This window comes from Paenibacillus dendrobii, assembly GCF_009807035.1.
In the GTDB taxonomy this organism is placed as follows: Bacteria; Bacillota; Bacilli; order Paenibacillales; family Paenibacillaceae; genus Paenibacillus_AQ; species Paenibacillus_AQ dendrobii.
This window is the reverse complement of sequence record NZ_WUBI01000001.1, coordinates 1,572,957-1,587,917: the sequence shown is the minus strand read 5'-3', so window position 1 is coordinate 1,587,917 and position 14,961 is coordinate 1,572,957. Positions and strand designations below refer to the sequence as shown.

General features: G+C 47.4%; 17 protein-coding genes. 16 read left to right on the top strand and 1 reads right to left on the bottom strand.

Annotation, left to right across the window (positions count from 1 at the left end; translation table 11 throughout):
- Window positions 1-113 precede the first annotated feature (113 nt).
- Entirely contained in the window at window positions 114-965 is an 852-nt protein-coding gene (locus GRF59_RS06725) for an aldo/keto reductase (protein ID WP_160496833.1), read from the bottom strand.
- 174 nt (window positions 966-1,139) lie between these two features.
- Between GRF59_RS06725 and GRF59_RS06720 the strand changes: the two genes are divergently transcribed.
- The 16 genes from GRF59_RS06720 (at window position 1,140) to GRF59_RS06645 (ending at window position 14,849) form a co-directional block, all read left to right on the top strand.
- Complete coding sequence (locus GRF59_RS06720) at window positions 1,140-1,589, top strand: MerR family transcriptional regulator (protein WP_160496832.1); 450 nt, start codon at window positions 1,140-1,142, stop codon at window positions 1,587-1,589.
- Window positions 1,590-2,115: 526 nt separating this feature from the next.
- On the top strand, window positions 2,116-3,141 hold the full coding sequence (locus tag GRF59_RS06715) for a substrate-binding domain-containing protein (protein WP_160496831.1): 1,026 nt from the start codon (window positions 2,116-2,118) through the stop codon (window positions 3,139-3,141).
- 210 nt (window positions 3,142-3,351) lie between these two features.
- Complete coding sequence (locus tag GRF59_RS06710) at window positions 3,352-3,639, top strand: hypothetical protein (protein ID WP_160496830.1); 288 nt, start codon at window positions 3,352-3,354, stop codon at window positions 3,637-3,639.
- Window positions 3,640-3,693: 54 nt separating this feature from the next.
- Window positions 3,694-4,695, top strand: coding sequence for a serine hydrolase (locus GRF59_RS06705; RefSeq protein WP_160496829.1), 1,002 nt, complete (start codon window positions 3,694-3,696; stop codon window positions 4,693-4,695).
- Window positions 4,696-4,831: 136 nt separating this feature from the next.
- Entirely contained in the window at window positions 4,832-5,089 is a 258-nt protein-coding gene (locus tag GRF59_RS06700) for a DUF2164 domain-containing protein (RefSeq protein ID WP_160496828.1), read from the top strand.
- A gap of 105 nt (window positions 5,090-5,194) precedes the next feature.
- A complete protein-coding gene (locus GRF59_RS06695; RefSeq protein WP_341480024.1) occupies window positions 5,195-5,668 on the top strand; it encodes a VanZ family protein in 474 nt (157 codons plus the stop codon).
- A gap of 32 nt (window positions 5,669-5,700) precedes the next feature.
- Window positions 5,701-6,435, top strand: coding sequence for a class I SAM-dependent DNA methyltransferase (locus GRF59_RS06690; RefSeq protein WP_160496826.1), 735 nt, complete (start codon window positions 5,701-5,703; stop codon window positions 6,433-6,435).
- Window positions 6,436-6,471: 36 nt separating this feature from the next.
- Window positions 6,472-6,828, top strand: a complete 357-nt coding sequence (locus GRF59_RS06685) for a YrdB family protein (protein ID WP_341480023.1) — start codon at window positions 6,472-6,474, stop codon at window positions 6,826-6,828.
- 287 nt (window positions 6,829-7,115) lie between these two features.
- A complete protein-coding gene (locus tag GRF59_RS06680) occupies window positions 7,116-7,625 on the top strand; it encodes a GNAT family N-acetyltransferase (protein WP_160496825.1) in 510 nt (169 codons plus the stop codon).
- 68 nt (window positions 7,626-7,693) lie between these two features.
- Window positions 7,694-8,161: a DUF4830 domain-containing protein gene (locus GRF59_RS06675; RefSeq protein ID WP_160496824.1), complete on the top strand. Its 468-nt coding sequence runs from the start codon at window positions 7,694-7,696 to the stop codon at window positions 8,159-8,161.
- Window positions 8,162-8,180: 19 nt separating this feature from the next.
- A complete protein-coding gene (locus GRF59_RS06670; RefSeq protein ID WP_160496823.1) occupies window positions 8,181-8,480 on the top strand; it encodes an antibiotic biosynthesis monooxygenase family protein in 300 nt (99 codons plus the stop codon).
- A 227-nt stretch (window positions 8,481-8,707) separates the two neighbouring features.
- Window positions 8,708-9,055, top strand: coding sequence for a hypothetical protein (locus tag GRF59_RS06665; protein WP_160496822.1), 348 nt, complete (start codon window positions 8,708-8,710; stop codon window positions 9,053-9,055).
- A gap of 41 nt (window positions 9,056-9,096) precedes the next feature.
- Window positions 9,097-9,342 (top strand): hypothetical protein, encoded by a 246-nt coding sequence (locus tag GRF59_RS06660; protein ID WP_160496821.1) that lies wholly within the window; start codon window positions 9,097-9,099, stop codon window positions 9,340-9,342.
- Window positions 9,339-9,770 carry a GNAT family N-acetyltransferase gene (locus GRF59_RS06655; RefSeq protein WP_160496820.1) on the top strand — a complete coding sequence of 144 codons (432 nt, stop codon included), beginning with the start codon at window positions 9,339-9,341 and terminating at the stop codon, window positions 9,768-9,770. The genes GRF59_RS06660 and GRF59_RS06655 overlap by 4 nt, the downstream gene beginning before the upstream one ends.
- A gap of 61 nt (window positions 9,771-9,831) precedes the next feature.
- The gene (locus GRF59_RS06650) at window positions 9,832-10,350 is read left to right on the top strand and encodes a DUF6886 family protein (protein WP_160496819.1); all 519 of its coding nucleotides are present in this window, start codon (window positions 9,832-9,834) and stop codon (window positions 10,348-10,350) included.
- A 320-nt stretch (window positions 10,351-10,670) separates the two neighbouring features.
- Complete coding sequence (locus tag GRF59_RS06645) at window positions 10,671-14,849, top strand: glycosyl hydrolase family 8 (protein ID WP_160498168.1); 4,179 nt, start codon at window positions 10,671-10,673, stop codon at window positions 14,847-14,849.
- Window positions 14,850-14,961: the final 112 nt, after the last annotated feature.

Below are 14,961 nucleotides of genomic sequence, written 5' to 3'. Positions count from 1 at the left end.
TCACTATTCGTTGAATTTGCAATCAAGTACAGAAAAAGGACAAGGGGAGCCCGCCTTGTCCTTTCTTCATTGATGAGGATAAACGCGTGGCGAGTTTACGGTTCGATCCAGGTTTACAAATCTACTCTCCAGTTACCCATCATCTTGGCTACTTCCGGATCGCGGTACGATAAGAAAAGACTTTCCCTCGTATCGAGATTGGAAATTTGTTTAAAATCGTCTGCACTCAACTCGAAATCGAAAATGTTGAAGTTTTCAACAATTCGCTCTTTGCGCACCGATTTTGGAATAACAACGACTCCACGCTGAATAAGCCAGCGAAGCACGACCTGGGCTACGGACTTGTTGTGTTTTTCTGCGATGGAGGCCAGCACTTCGTTACCGAACATGTTGCCGAGTCCTTCGGCAAAGGGGGCCCACGACTGGTGCTGCACTCCTTGCTCTTTCATAAAAGCGGCGCTCTCGATTTGGTGGTAGAACGGGTGCGTTTCGACCTGATTGATTGCGGGCAAGATTTCGTTATGCACGATGAGGTCCATCAGACGGTCGGGCAGGAAATTACTGACACCGATCGCCTTGATCATGCCTTCGCGGTACAGGTCTTCCATCGCACGCCAAGCGCCGTAGTAATCGCCGAACGGCTGGTGAATAAGGTACAGGTCGAGATAGTCGAGCTGCAGCTTCTTCAAGGATTTGGCAAACGCCAGCTTGGCACTCTCGTAGCCGGCATCCTGAACCCAGAGCTTGGTCGTGATGAACAGCTCCTCACGCGGTACGCCGCTGCGCTTAATCGCCCGGCCGACCGCTTCCTCATTCAGATAACCAGCGGCGGTGTCAATCAGGCGGTAACCGGCCATCAGCGCTTCATATACCGTGTTTTCGCATTCTTCAGCATCCGGAACTTGGTAGACCCCGAAGCCGATGATCGGCATTTTCACACCGTTGTTCAATGTTACAGTTTGCATTGTAATTCCTCCCATTGTTCAGATGTTAACCGGCAAGCGACCGCGCATCCCGTGAATCGGGCACCTCATTAGGGATTTCGCTTATGGTCGACTTGCATTACAATAAGCCTACAACCTTCGTGTTACACGAAGGCAAGCCGTCTTCAAAAATTTATTTTCCAAGGAGGATTACACATGCATACGGTCAAAGAAGCCGCCCTGATCACGGGACTCACCGAGCACGCGATACGCTTTTACACGGACAAGGGCCTGGTGCCCAGCGTACAGCGCAATCAAAACAATATTAGGATGTTCGACGAGGAATCGATTAATTGGCTGCATGGTGTCAAATGCCTCAAGCAATCCGGGATGCCGATTGAAGTCATTAAAACGTACGTCGACCTCTGTATGGAAGGGGATTCGACCATTCCGCAGCGGTACACACTTATGATGGAGCATAAAGAAGTGGCGCTCGTTAAGCTCGAAGAAGCCAAACGGCACGTGGCCCATTTGGAAGAAAAAACCGCCTTATATCAAGCCATTCTGGAGCAGCGCTCTCCAGACACGACCAATCCTGGCAATTGGGACAAAATTCAGCACATGCATAGTGACGTATTTTACTCGCCCACTGTTCAAAAGGCGTGAGAGTACGTGAGATACAACCGCTCTGAAGAAAATACGATAGCTCAGATATACGAGTAAGCAAGCGGGAACCTGTAAACGTCTTGTATTCAATCGTGTCGTACCATTAAAGATGCTTGGAACAAATAGAGCTTGAAAGGTCGTATTAGAGCAGCCCTCATTAGCAAATGCTCTAAACCAAGGAATTATGAAAAATGATGTGATTTTGTTAAAAGCATCACGAGGGATACAAATTGATTCAATTCTTAATGAAGTAATCACTAAATGAACGGAACACAATAGCTCAATCATGACATGACGGCAGCCGACCCACATAATCGGCTGCCGTCGTTACGTTAACGGTCAGGATAACGAAATTAGTAAATGGAGCATGTTACAGGAAGAGGTTGTTGTTTTTGATCCAGAGGGTCTTTTGGTTATGTTAACACAAACTTATCTTTCCATTGATTCAGCGAAAACAATCGGTCATTAAGATAAAGGTAGGCATTGCCGGAAACGTTTTTGAACAAGGTGCAGAGGAGAGAGGCCAGTGACTAATATAAAAGATGTTGCTAAGTACTTAGGTATATCCGTATCGACCGTTTCACGGGCGTTGAATCATTATCCGGATGTCAGCCCGACGACGAAGACTCAAGTCATGGATGCGGTCCAATATTTAAACTATCGGCCGAATGCCGTTGCCAAAGGCTTGATTCAGAAAAAAACTTTTACGATAGGTTTCATGATTCCGGATATTACGGATCCGTTTTTCCCCGCTCTCGCAAATGCGGTAGAAGAGACGCTATCCGTGCATGGTTATCAGGTGGTGTACGGAAGTACGAATCGGGAATCGGAAAAAGAAAAGCAGTTTATCGCGAATGCCATTTCCCGTCAATTTGACGGATTGATCATTACGCCGGATGTCTTGGACGATGAAATGATTGCATTAATCTCAGGTCTCCAGATGCCGGTGGTCTTTCTCCGGAGAAGAACGCCGCAAGGCCTGAATGCCCCATATATAGATGTTGATCATTATCATGCAGCTTCGGCAGCTATTCGCCACCTCGTCACGCGCGGCCATCAGCGAATCGGTTTTATCTCCCTGCCTGTCAACTCCATCACAGGTTCGGAACGGTTGCGCGGATATATGGATACGATGTCTGCCTACGGACTCATGCCGGAGCCGGTCAGTATCGTCGAAGGCGGACGCACCATTGACCATGGACGTGCCGCCATGGAGAAGTTGAACCAAAGATGCCCGAACTTGACGGCCGTATTCGCAGCGAATGATCTGCTGGCCATCGGTGCCATGGAATGGCTGCATATGCATCATATCGCCGTTCCTGACCAGATATCGGTGATGGGATTCGATAATTTGGAATACGCTTCATTTCAATGGATTCAACTCACCACGATGGAACAGCCCCGGGAGGAAATGGGAAGAAAAAGCGCTCTGACGCTGCTGAAAATGATGAAGGATCCCAAGCAATCCCCGGTTTCTGAACTCGTTGAAGCCAAGTTGATTGAACGTAAGTCGATTCTGAACTTGAATGCCGTACCGGCGGGAAGATCGTGAGGACGTAAGGCGTGTACAATTCGAAAGTTTGTATCAAGACGTTTCCACTAGGGGACGTTTTTTTGCAGTCTGTGGTGCACTTACCAAAAATATGCTGTAAAATACGTAATGATTAACACAGCAACATTCGGAACATGTTCACGAATTGCCACTCACACTCGGAGAATGACAGTATGATGACAGGTACTTTTTCGAAAAGGAGGAATGGGATTGGAACAAAAAGATTCCTTTTATCAGCTATTTTCGTTAACGGAATTGGGGTTCAAAATCATCAGTGCTTTGATTATACTTGTAATTGTAATCGGTATCATAGCCATATTCGTCTATCGTCATCGGATATCCGGTAAAAAGATCATGTTTTTCGGCGCCGAGCTAATCCTGGTCGGTTTCCTTTTTAACTTTATACAGGATTTCAAAATATATATGCCCAGCCTGAGCTTCGTGACGATCCTTCTGGGATTGCTGGTCAGTCTGATTGGGTTGGTCAAGAAAGATTAATCTGCATTATTTTTCATCATAGATATACATTCCAGGAGAAAGCGGTGACGGTTTGTGAAAGGAATAGATTCGATTCATCCATTAATCGAGGGGTGGATTGCCGATAAGAAGATACCCGGTGCAGTGCTCGATATTCAGATAGGCAATAAGCAGAAATGGCAGGCTGCATATGGAACGGCGTCGCTGAATACGATTTTCGATGCAGCCTCGCTGACGAAAGTCGCGGTGACTCTCCCGGCAATTATGAAGCTCGTGCAGGAGACTAAGCTGTCGTTACAGGATCCGGTTCAAAAATATATTCCGGAGTTCCGTCATGCTGAAGTAACCATAGAACATTGCATGAGGCATATTTCAGGCCTGCCTTCCGTGCTCCCGGATTTCAGGGAACGTTACAAAAGTATCGATATCCAGCAAATTCTGACGCTTGACCTGGAGTTCAATCCAGGTGAGCGCGTTGAGTACAGCGACTTGGGATTGGTTCTTGTCGGCTGGATTATCTCCCGAATGACGAAACAACCGCTAGATGAATACGCCATGGAGGCTATTTTTGCACCGCTCGGGATGAACGATAGCTGCTTCAATCCGTCAGTAGATCTGCATGGGAGGATCGCTCCCACGGAATGGGACGGCTCGAAATACCTGCTTGGCGAAGTGCATGACGAAACATGCTACCGACTCGGAGGCGTGGCTGGAAGCGCAGGTCTGTTCACAACCGCAGAGGACCTATCCAAGTATGCTAGAGCCTGGCTATATCCGGAGCAGTATTCTTTCTTAACCCGCGAATCGGTGAATGCATGCACGAAGTCGGTCTATATGGGACGCGGGATAGGTTGGCAGGTGCATGAGGGCCCCGCATCGATGATGTCCTGCGGTCCGAATTGGCCATCCGGCAGCTTCGGGCATACGGGTTACACAGGCACGAGTCTCTGGATCGATCCCGTCCACGAGTTGAGCGTCGTTTTTCTCACGAATGCCGTTCATTTGGGAAGGGATAACGTACTGAAGGATTTGCGTCCCATTTTGCATGATGCGGTGTTGAAGGCTTGCGTGGATTAGATCATGGACTTCGCTCAGCATTTATTACAAAAGCAACATTCATTCAATAAAATTAAAGCGGGCCTTATGAGATCTTTGTATCAATAAGCATACATCGTTATGCCGTATGGCCCTACTCAGAGGAGGTACACATCAAATGATGTCTATTAAATTGCCCAAAGAACAAAAAGCGGAAATTGCCCAAAGCGTTCAGGCTTATTTTGAAGAGGAGCGTTCCGAAAGCATCGGACAGCTTGGAGCGGAGCAACTCATCGACTTTATGATTACCGAGCTTGGACCCTACATTTACAATCAAGCCATCGAAGATTCAAGAGCATTAATCAATGAGAAAATGGCGCAAATCGATGATGAGTTCTACACGCTCGAGAAGCCTATTCAGAATCGGAGAAGATAAGCGGATGTATACGTGTCATGGAGGAGGAATTTTGTCTGAAGGATACGCAAATACCGGTCCGGTACAATATGGTTTATCCATCGGACATGCAATTGAGCCTCCGGAGTGGTGGCAGCTTTGAATCCAAATAACTATAGAATCCTGAAATGGCTCGCATGGATAATTTTCTTAGGGTACAGCGCTTGTTTATTCTATTGGATGTTTCGGGGATTCGGACGAACCACTCGTGAAGGATTCAGCTACAACCTGATGCCCTTAACAACGATTTTCAGTTACATATTCAATATGAATCGTCATAATATCGGGACAACGATCATTAATCTGGCGGGGAATATCGGCGTATTTATGCCATTCGGGGTGATTCTCCCGTTTATTTTTGAGAAATTAAGAAGATACAGCTTGTTTTTAGCCTGTTTTACGGGTTCGATCCTGATCCTGGAGTTCATGCAGACCGTGCTAAGAGTGGGTACGGGTGATATTGATGACGTGATTTTAAATGATATAGGTGCCTCGGCTGGGTTCATTCTGTACCGGTTTTGTGTTGCAAAACGATCGAGAGACGGGAAGACGGATTTCTGAAGAGGAAGCAATGCCCTTTAGGAGGAAACTGTATGGAATATAGAGGTTCCCAATTTTATGATGATAAGTTGATTTTCAAGAGGTACCAGGACCGGAGAGGCTGGAGTGAGAACGCCAACGATACCATCGAGAAGCCGATCATCATACAGTTAATTGGGGACGTATCCGGTCATGACGTTCTGGATTTGGGCTGCGGAGACGCTTCGTTCGGCAATGATCTTCTTGATATGGGAGCTTGCTCTTATACGGGGATCGAAGGCTCAGCAAATATGGTGGAAGCCGCGAAGAAGTCTTTGCTTAGACAGAATGCAAATGTTATACATACGACAATTGAGGAATGGGATTTTCCGGACTTGCAATTTGATATGGTCGTCTCCAGGCTGGTGCTGCATTACCTTGAAGACATCGAAGCCGTTTTCAAAAAGGTGTATCATGCTCTCATTGATGGCGGCAGCTTTGTTTTTTCGCTTGAGCATCCCGTGATGACATCCTCTTACGGGCTGCCGAGGGGGGAAGGTATGAAGCAGGACTGGATCGTTGACAACTATTTTCATACGGGTGTTCGAAACCAGGAGTGGCTTGGCGGCAAGGCGGTGAAATATCACAGAACGGTCGAGGGTATCTATTCTGCGCTTCAAGAGGCCGGGTTTCAGATTGTAAACCTCAGGGAGTCGAAGCCTGATGAAGCTAATTTCCAAAGTACAGAGACCTACCAGCGGCGGATGAGGATTCCTTTATTTCTGTTCTTTAGGGCCGAAAAAAGATAGGGTTCTATTTTCAGAAAACATAGATGGAAGGTGAGGGTGATTCGTACGTTCAAAATGCTCAACCTCTTGCTACGCTTTGTGTTGGAACTCGTCCTGCTGTTTTCCTTAGGGTATTGGGGCTTTCATGTTCAGACAGGGATCTACTTGCAATGGGTAGCGGGTCTCGGAGTACCTGTTCTTGCAGCCTTCGTATGGGGATTGTTCGTATCGCCTAAGGCTTCTGTAAACGTTCCTCTGTTTGCCGTGCTTGTCATTGAGGCAGCTTTGTTCGCGGCGGCGTTTATGTGCAATATGGCTTCTGGATGGATAATCTTTGCTTTCGTTTTTGCCGGTCTGGCTGTGCTCAACCGTTTTATTATTTTGATATGCAAGCAGCAAGAGATTAGCCCATAAAGGATGTGCTCATTGATGTTATTGGAGCGGTGCAGCCGCTCCTTTTTTTGTTCGTTTCATCCGCTTAGGATGGTTAACATGTGCCGAAATGGTTCCTCCTATCTGGAATTAAAGGTATAATTATGAAAAAAGATGAAGGGCTGGGATCGATGACTCATGAGAACGGGAATGATGTTTTGGCATCATTGGATGAACAAACTCAATCCCAGTTATCCTGCGGGAACACGAGGATTGTGAACTTGTCTATGAGTTCCGATCCCAGAAAACTTATATAGAGGAGAAAAACGATGATTCGATTATGCGATCGTGAGGATCAACAAGCGATATACGAAATTATTAATGATGCTTCTCGTGCGTACAAAGGCGTTATTCCTGATGACCGCTATCACGAGCCTTATATGGCAGAGGAGGAATTAAGCCGTGAGATTGAGGATGGCGTTGTATTCTGGGGATTTGAAGAGGAAGGGCAAATGATTGGTGTGATGGGAATTCAGGATAAGGGTGACGTATCTTTAATCAGACATGCATACGTCAGAACAACCCAGCGTAACGGCGGAATCGGAACGAAGCTGCTGCATCATCTCATCGCTCAGACGAAACGGCCTGTACTCATCGGAACCTGGAAAACGGCTGAATGGGCCATCCGGTTTTATGAAAAAAACGGCTTTAGATGCGTGTCTACGGCGGAAAAAGAGCAGCTGCTGCGTCAATTTTGGAACGTTCCTGAACGTCAGATCGAGACTTCGGTGGTCTTATGCGATAGCAGATGGACGGCCGGAAAGTTCATTATTGGCTGATGAACGAATAAAATCGCTGGAATGAATCAAGGTGGCAAACCACCCGAAGGGTAATTCGGAGGTGATCTATGAAAGCGAAATGGGCGTTCCTAATCCTGATTCTTCTGGTCGTTGTGACGGGATGTAATAACGATACTAGCGAGCAAGTGATAACCTACAACAAAGATCATACCCGTTATTTAGAACGATATGGCTGGAACATCGATCGTTTTGCATCGGAAATGAAATATGCACCAGAGACCTTGATTTCCTACGGCAAACATATGAAGGAAGTGAAGACCGCAGGCCAATTGGATTTGAGTCCTTATGTTCATCAGGAGGTTATTGAAACCGGATATCTTCTTCACGAAACGACGCCGGGTTACAATCGCATTACTGCTTACATCCTGGAAAGCGGTGGCCACATCATCGGCAGTTATCTGATGTTCGAACATGAACTGCAGGATGAGCACGGTGCGTACCATACGGACTACACTTCTACAGAACCCATGGTTCATTCCAGTAAAGTAGTTCCACAAGATCCAACCAAAAAATAATTCATGATGGTGGTGTCCAATGATACTCGAAGTCGCTATTTTGCAAGTCATACCAGGCCAGGAACAGGATTTTGAAAAGAACTTTACGGCAGCATCCTTGATCATTTCCAGCATGAAGGGCTACATCGGGCATGAACTTCACCGTTGCATGGAGGAAGCAGGGAAGTATCTGCTGCTGGTCCGGTGGGATACGCTGGAGAGCCATACGGTGGGATTCAGGGAATCCGCGGAGTACCTGGAATGGAAATCGCTGCTGCACCACTTCTATGATCCTTTTCCAACGGTCGAGCACTATGAACTCGCATATAAGAATGCTTGAAATCCCTAAGACATGCCGCTTTCAGTTCATAAAAGGGAACGTGGGACCAGAGGATCGTCTGGTATTTGGATAGGGGGGAACGAATGAGAAAAGCAGGGGTTGTCATCATTGCTGTTGTTGTTATTCTGTTCATCGGTTTTTTCGCAATTCAATTTGTCTCTACAGGCCAGTAGAGTTCTTAGGGATTCACGACTCATGCGAGGTGATATGATTTGAACAGATGGTCTATGAAACGTAGTGAACAAGGAGCAGGCGCTGATATACGAAAAATATCCTATGCGGTGCTTTCATTGGTCTTGATCCTGATTGGTTATGTGTTCAGCGTCAACATTACGCCAGAATTATGTCTGGGTGATCGGATTCTTGAAGCAGCGGGACTGAACGCGTGGGAGAGACCGGCAGCACGTTCCGGGTTTCATTATTCCATATTGTATGGACTAGGCTTTGTAATAGCGGGATGGCTGGTCGCTCGAGTAACGTTAAAACACCGATTGCCGAAGCTTTATAAGTCGATCCCGGCGATGATCCTCGTGCTTCTATTCATTGGACCTCTAGTTCTGCGATTATTGGTGTAAGAGTTCAGTTGCCAACATATATGAAGCCGAGAGGTATTGCTATGATTCAATTTAACATTTGCTTCGTAAAACAAGGAGAACGGATTCTGGCCACCAATATACCGAAAAGCATCGAAAAGATGTTGTCCGATGAAGAGTGCTATGAGTACTGCTGCGTATACCAAAATGGCGAATTGATTCAGCATGACTTCATGCCGACCGAACCGGATATTGAAAACATTTTAGATCCATCCCCACTTGAAGAACGAGTTTTTAAAAAATCCAAGATCAAGGAGTTATCCCTATGATTCCTGAAGGCTATACCGTACTGGAAAAAGTCCCTCGATTAGATACCTATGTGCAGCTTTGCACCGAGGTCGGGTGGGAGAAAGTCATGAATTTCAGCGCAGCGGAGCACTCGTTAAGACACTCCCTTTTTGGCGTGATGGTGATGAATGAAGATGAGGTCGTCGGCATGGGCCGGATCGTCGGCGACGGAGCGATTTACTTTTACATACAGGACGTTGTCGTTGTACCGGAACATCAAAATAAGGGACTAGGCAAAGTGATCATGGAATCGATTACAGGTTATTTACGGGAACATGCGCCGGAAAAAGCGTTTGTAGGTCTGTTTGCCTCGCAGGGCAAGGAGGGCTTTTATCAGCAGTTCGGATTGAACCGGCATGAAGGCATGACCGGCATGTTCGGCGTGGTGCACGGTGGTGAGATTTGGTAGTGTACCGGTCTATTGGCAATAATTGTCATTCTGGAGTATCGGATTTTGATCAGGAGGTCACATGAAGTTATATCATTTTAGCGAAGAAAAACATATCGACGTATTTCATCCGCGGGTTAAGGCGAACCGGACGGATATGCCGCCTGTGGTGTGGGCCATTGATGAAGCGCATGAGTTCACGTTTTTTGTCCCGAGAAATTGTCCGCGCATTGTGTATACAAGACATGAGGGGATCACGGTGGAAGACGAAATGTGCTTTTTCGGGCAAACATCGGCGCAGATCGTCATGACCATGGAAAATCGCTGGTACAGCAGAATCATGGAAACAACGCTTTACAGGTATGAGCTTCCGCCGGAGACCTTCGAGCTGTTCGATAAGACCGCCGGATATTTCATTTCCAGGGAAATGGTAAAACCTGTCGGAAGATCAGAGATCGGAAATGCGTTGGAGCGTTTGCTGAGCTTGGGTATTGACGTCCGGTTTACGCCGGATCTATATCCGTTAAAGGAAGCCATATTGCAATCCTCGGTCAAAGATTTTGGTATTCACCGTTTCGAGCATGCGATTCCCCGGCCATAAACTGCACACCTGAGATGAGATCGTGATGAATGAATTTAAGCAATGGATTGACCTGGACTGAAGAGAAACAATCACAATAATGGTTGAAAAGTACGGCAAATAAACCCAAAATATCGAGATTTGGACAGAGCATCTGCGCTATATTAAAAGATAACGGGACATTCTTTGTCCTGTTATCTCGGAAGGGAGTGCTGCTTATCGGGAAGGTATGTTTTTTTATTCTAAAAATTAAAGCGCTTTAATTATAAGAGGAGAAAGGGGTAAGAAAAATGAGGACAAGGAACATAAGGAGAACCGCTTGGAGCAGATCCGTATTATGCATGCTCGCTTTTGCACTTCTCGTTTGGCCATTCCAGAGTCATACTTACGCCAGCAATACAGGGAAATTCGAGAGTGGACCGGTCAACAATAAGGCTTCTATTCTCGCTGAATGGTCCTTTAAGGATAAGGGTGAGCAGGGCGTTCACTTGGCAACCGGAGGACAATATCAACCCTCGTCCGTTCTGCAGAACGTAGGCGGGACTTTCGAGAGCTATGATGCAAAGGATAAGGCTATCAGCTATCAGGGATGGAACCCTGAGGAGGGGCCGAAATATTGGCTCGCATCCGTATCCACGTCAGGTTATAGCCATATCAAGCTTTCCTCAGAGCACAACTCTTCGGGTTCCGGGCCTAATGAATTCAAGATTCAGACCAGTACGGATGCGGTCCAGTGGACGGATGTTCCAAATGGAATGGTCAAGATGAATGCCGTCTCGGATTTTGACTGTCCCAAACAATCCTGTAAACTGAAAAATCTCTCCTTGCCCCATGCCGACGACAAAGAAATACTTTACATTCGCTGGCTGGTAACTACCAACAAGGCCACGAATACGGATGAGAATCCATCGGGCATCGGCGGAGGCGGTTCCAGCCGAATCCGAAATATTCAAGTGACCGGCGAACCCATAGCTGGACAACAACCGGTGACACCTACTGTGGAATTAATGCATTCCCCGCTTCATTTGGCAGAGAAGGTACCTGCCGCAGAAACACTGCAAATCAAATTTAGCAAAAAGATAAGCGTAGCAGACGAGCAATCCATTCAAGTTACGGATGATCAAGGTAAAGCAGCCACGGGACTTCAATTTCAAATCGTGGATGGCCAGACGCTGGAAATCCGGCATGAACCCTTCCCGTACGGCTCGAAGTATAAAGTATCCATCGGGAAGCCCGCCATCAAGGGAGAGGATGGTGTTCCGCTAGCCCGAAACATATCATGGAGCTTTACGGTGCAGGATTCTCCTACGATGCCGAAGCTGATCAATATGACGTTTAACGGGGATGCCAAAACCAGTCTTTCTTTTGCATGGTATACGGACATCATGACGCCAACACGCATTCAGCTGGCTGAAGCTTCCAAGGTGCAGGGGAATGATTTTTCGAATGCTGCCGTAAAAGAATACAGCGGCTCTGCTGAAGAAATTGCGACGTATATGACCCAGGAAGACAGAGCGTCCGGCAGCAAAGCGAAATTTTACAGTCACAAGGTGACAGCGGATCATTTGGCACCGGGAACGACATATCAATTCCGCGTTGGGAACGGGACGGAATGGAGCGAAATCGGCTCCTTTACTACCGATACAGTGAAGTCGCAGCCATTTCATTTTATCGTAGGATCGGATTCCCAGGCCTCCAATAAAGCGGAATTTGAACCTTGGGCCGATACCTTCAAGAAAGCAATCAATCATATCGGCAATCCCAAATTTCTTATCAATGCAGGAGACCTCGTAGATAACGGCGACCTGGAGGAGCAGTGGCAATGGCTGCTGGGCGTAGCCCAGGATCAGCTGCTGCAGGTGCCTTTTGTACCGGTGCTTGGCGGACATGAGGTAAACGATTGGGATGGGGATGAAACCACGCCGAACAATAACTTTTTTAACCACTTCAACCTGCCTCGCAATGTGGTGAAGGCTACCCATGACGGCTCCGTGTATTCTTTCGAATACGGGAATGCCTTATATATGATCATCAACTCGGAGTTTGACGGCAAACTGAAGGAAGACGGCTCGGTGGACTGGGATGATGACAAACATGAACAGTTCTGGAATCAGGTCGATTGGATGCGCCATACGGTAGCCAAAAGCGATGCCAAATGGAAGTTCGTCACCTTCCACAAATCGCCGTACGCAGCCGGGGACAATTCGGCCCAATGGGAAGACGAGCGCGTCCAGTTTTATAAGAAGAATTTGATACCTCTCTTCGACGAGCTTGGGATTGACATGGTGTTTGAAGCGCATGACCATATGTACATGAGATCGTTCCAGATGGTTGGAGACAAGGTCATTGCCCCGCAGGATCTGCAAAAAGACGCTGAGGGCCATGTGATGAATCCGAAGGGAACGGTTTATCTCATGTCCAATGCGCTCGGTAACAAGTTCTATTATAAGAACAATCAGTTTAAGGTTGGCGCTGACGGTGAACCGGAAGAAATCATCGGTGCGGATGGCAAGCCTGTTCCTTATAATGATTATTTCGCCGCAATTGACGAGCAGCCGGAGAAAAAAATGTTCACGGATGTTTCCGTCTCGGATCAGGTCCTTGAATTCGATGCGATGACGGCAGCCGTCGAGGATGAAGGAAAACCCGGTTACACCAAAGACGGGCTGGGCGTATACGATCATTACGGCATTAAACGTACAGACGTCAAGCCGGAGCCGGTTGAACAAGCCAAGGTAGATATGACGGATGGCAAGGCCGTTCTGACATGGAAGTCTCCATCAGCCGGACAAGAACCGGTAAGAGGATTCCGTGTCTATGAAAAAGACGATAAGATCGGCAAGTACTGGAGCCAATACATTCCGGCCCTGCCAAACCAAGAGCAGTATAGTGTCACCATAGATCATTTGAATCCCGCAATTCAATATCATTTGGTGATCCGGGCAGTTGGTGCCAGGGATAACTCTGATAAGGTAGAGGTTAGCAACAGCGCTACTGCATTAGGCAATGAGCCGCCTGTTGCGCCTTCGCAGCCAGCAGGCGAGGGGATGACCCCGTTCCGGGTTAACCTGTCCTGGGATGCTTCGAGCGGTTTACCGCCGTCAGGTTATCATGTGTACCGCGATGGTATCCTTGCAGGAACGACGGAAGGAATCTCTTTCCAGGATAATGGTCTGCAGCCGGAAACGGAATATCAGTATACCATCAAAGCCTTCAACAAGAATGGGGCGGAATCCCTCCCTTCGGTTGAAATATCCGTGAAGACCAAACCATCTTTCCTGGGTACCGCAGCTCTCAAACCATTCCCGCAGCACACGGCATATGCGGCAGGTTCGATTAAGCCGAATCACCAGAGTGAGATGCAAATCGATGCGACGGTAAGCCGTCTCTACGACGAATGGAAGAAGAAATATGTGAAACCAAACCCGTATGTTAAAGCATCTGAAGCATCCCAATATTATGTGTGGTATGCGGACGGTGATTGGTTCGAAAAGGAACATGATGAAGCACTTAACGTAGATTACAATGCAATCACGGTATCCGAGGCACATGGATATGGCATGCTGATTACTGCATTAATGGCTGGTCATGATTCGCAGGCTAAAGCTTATTTCGATGGGCTGTACCGCTATTTCAGAGCCCATCCCAGCAGTATAAACCCGGATCTAATGGCCTGGAAGCAGGGCGATACAGGTCAAGCCATTGTGGATGTTGATGGCGTGGATTCAGCGACTGACGGGGATATGGATATTGCCTACGCACTTCTTCTTGCGGACAGTCAGTGGGGAAGCAGCGGCAAAATCAATTATATGGCAGAAGCCAAAAAGGTCATCCAGGCTATCATGAAAAATGACGTGAATCACACCGAGTGGACGTTAAAACTCGCGGATTGGGCGGCGGACAGCGATGCCAAATATGGCCATGCAACGCGTCCGTCTGATTTTATGCTGCAGCACTTGAAGGATTTCGAAAAGGTATCCGGAGATCGCAACTGGGGGCTTGTCGTTGACAAGACCTATGCCGTTAGCCGGGAACTGTTCACCAAGTACAGTCCGAACGCAGGCCTGCTTCCCGATTTTGTGGTGAAAAAGGGCAGTGGCTATGCTCCGGCCGAACCGGAGTTTTTGGAAGGGGAAACGGATGGCGATTACAGCTACAATTCTTCCCGTATTCCTTGGCGTATAGGAACGGACGCTCTGATCACCGGAGATGTACGGGCGAAGGAGCAAGTGAATACACTGACGAAGTGGATTCGCAAGACGACGAACAATGATCCTTCGAACATTCTTGCGGGCTACAAACTAGACGGCTCAGCACCTCTAGAAGATTATCCCGATCTTTCCTTCACAGCTCCCATGATGGTAGGTGCCATGCTGGATTCTTCCCATCAAAATTGGCTGAACGCTTTATGGGATTACAATGCGGCTGTGTCCACTGAGGAAGATGTATACTTCGGCAATACGCTCCGGCTATTAAGCATGATTGTGGTATCAGGCAACTGGTGGTCCCCAACGCTTTGAAGACATGAATGAAAGGAGCATCGTAGCTTTGTCTCAATAGATAAGGGCATCATCCGAGAAAGCCTCTGGATTTCCAGGGGTTTTCTCGGAATATCCATGTAAACAATGGATT

Excerpts from the sequence above, each read along its gene's own strand:
- GRF59_RS06725 (WP_160496833.1), bottom strand. The coding sequence starts at position 965 with ATGCAAACTGTAACATTGAACAACGGTGTGAAAATGCCGATCATCGGC.
- GRF59_RS06720 (WP_160496832.1), top strand. The coding sequence starts at position 1,140 with ATGCATACGGTCAAAGAAGCCGCCCTGATCACGGGACTCACCGAGCAC.
- GRF59_RS06700 (WP_160496828.1), top strand. The coding sequence starts at position 4,832 with ATGATGTCTATTAAATTGCCCAAAGAACAAAAAGCGGAAATTGCCCAA.
- GRF59_RS06690 (WP_160496826.1), top strand. The coding sequence starts at position 5,701 with ATGGAATATAGAGGTTCCCAATTTTATGATGATAAGTTGATTTTCAAG.
- GRF59_RS06680 (WP_160496825.1), top strand. The coding sequence starts at position 7,116 with ATGATTCGATTATGCGATCGTGAGGATCAACAAGCGATATACGAAATT.
- GRF59_RS06675 (WP_160496824.1), top strand. The coding sequence starts at position 7,694 with ATGAAAGCGAAATGGGCGTTCCTAATCCTGATTCTTCTGGTCGTTGTG.
- GRF59_RS06670 (WP_160496823.1), top strand. The coding sequence starts at position 8,181 with ATGATACTCGAAGTCGCTATTTTGCAAGTCATACCAGGCCAGGAACAG.
- GRF59_RS06665 (WP_160496822.1), top strand. The coding sequence starts at position 8,708 with ATGAAACGTAGTGAACAAGGAGCAGGCGCTGATATACGAAAAATATCC.
- GRF59_RS06660 (WP_160496821.1), top strand. The coding sequence starts at position 9,097 with ATGATTCAATTTAACATTTGCTTCGTAAAACAAGGAGAACGGATTCTG.
- GRF59_RS06655 (WP_160496820.1), top strand. The coding sequence starts at position 9,339 with ATGATTCCTGAAGGCTATACCGTACTGGAAAAAGTCCCTCGATTAGAT.
- GRF59_RS06650 (WP_160496819.1), top strand. The coding sequence starts at position 9,832 with ATGAAGTTATATCATTTTAGCGAAGAAAAACATATCGACGTATTTCAT.
- GRF59_RS06645 (WP_160498168.1), top strand. The coding sequence starts at position 10,671 with ATGCTCGCTTTTGCACTTCTCGTTTGGCCATTCCAGAGTCATACTTAC.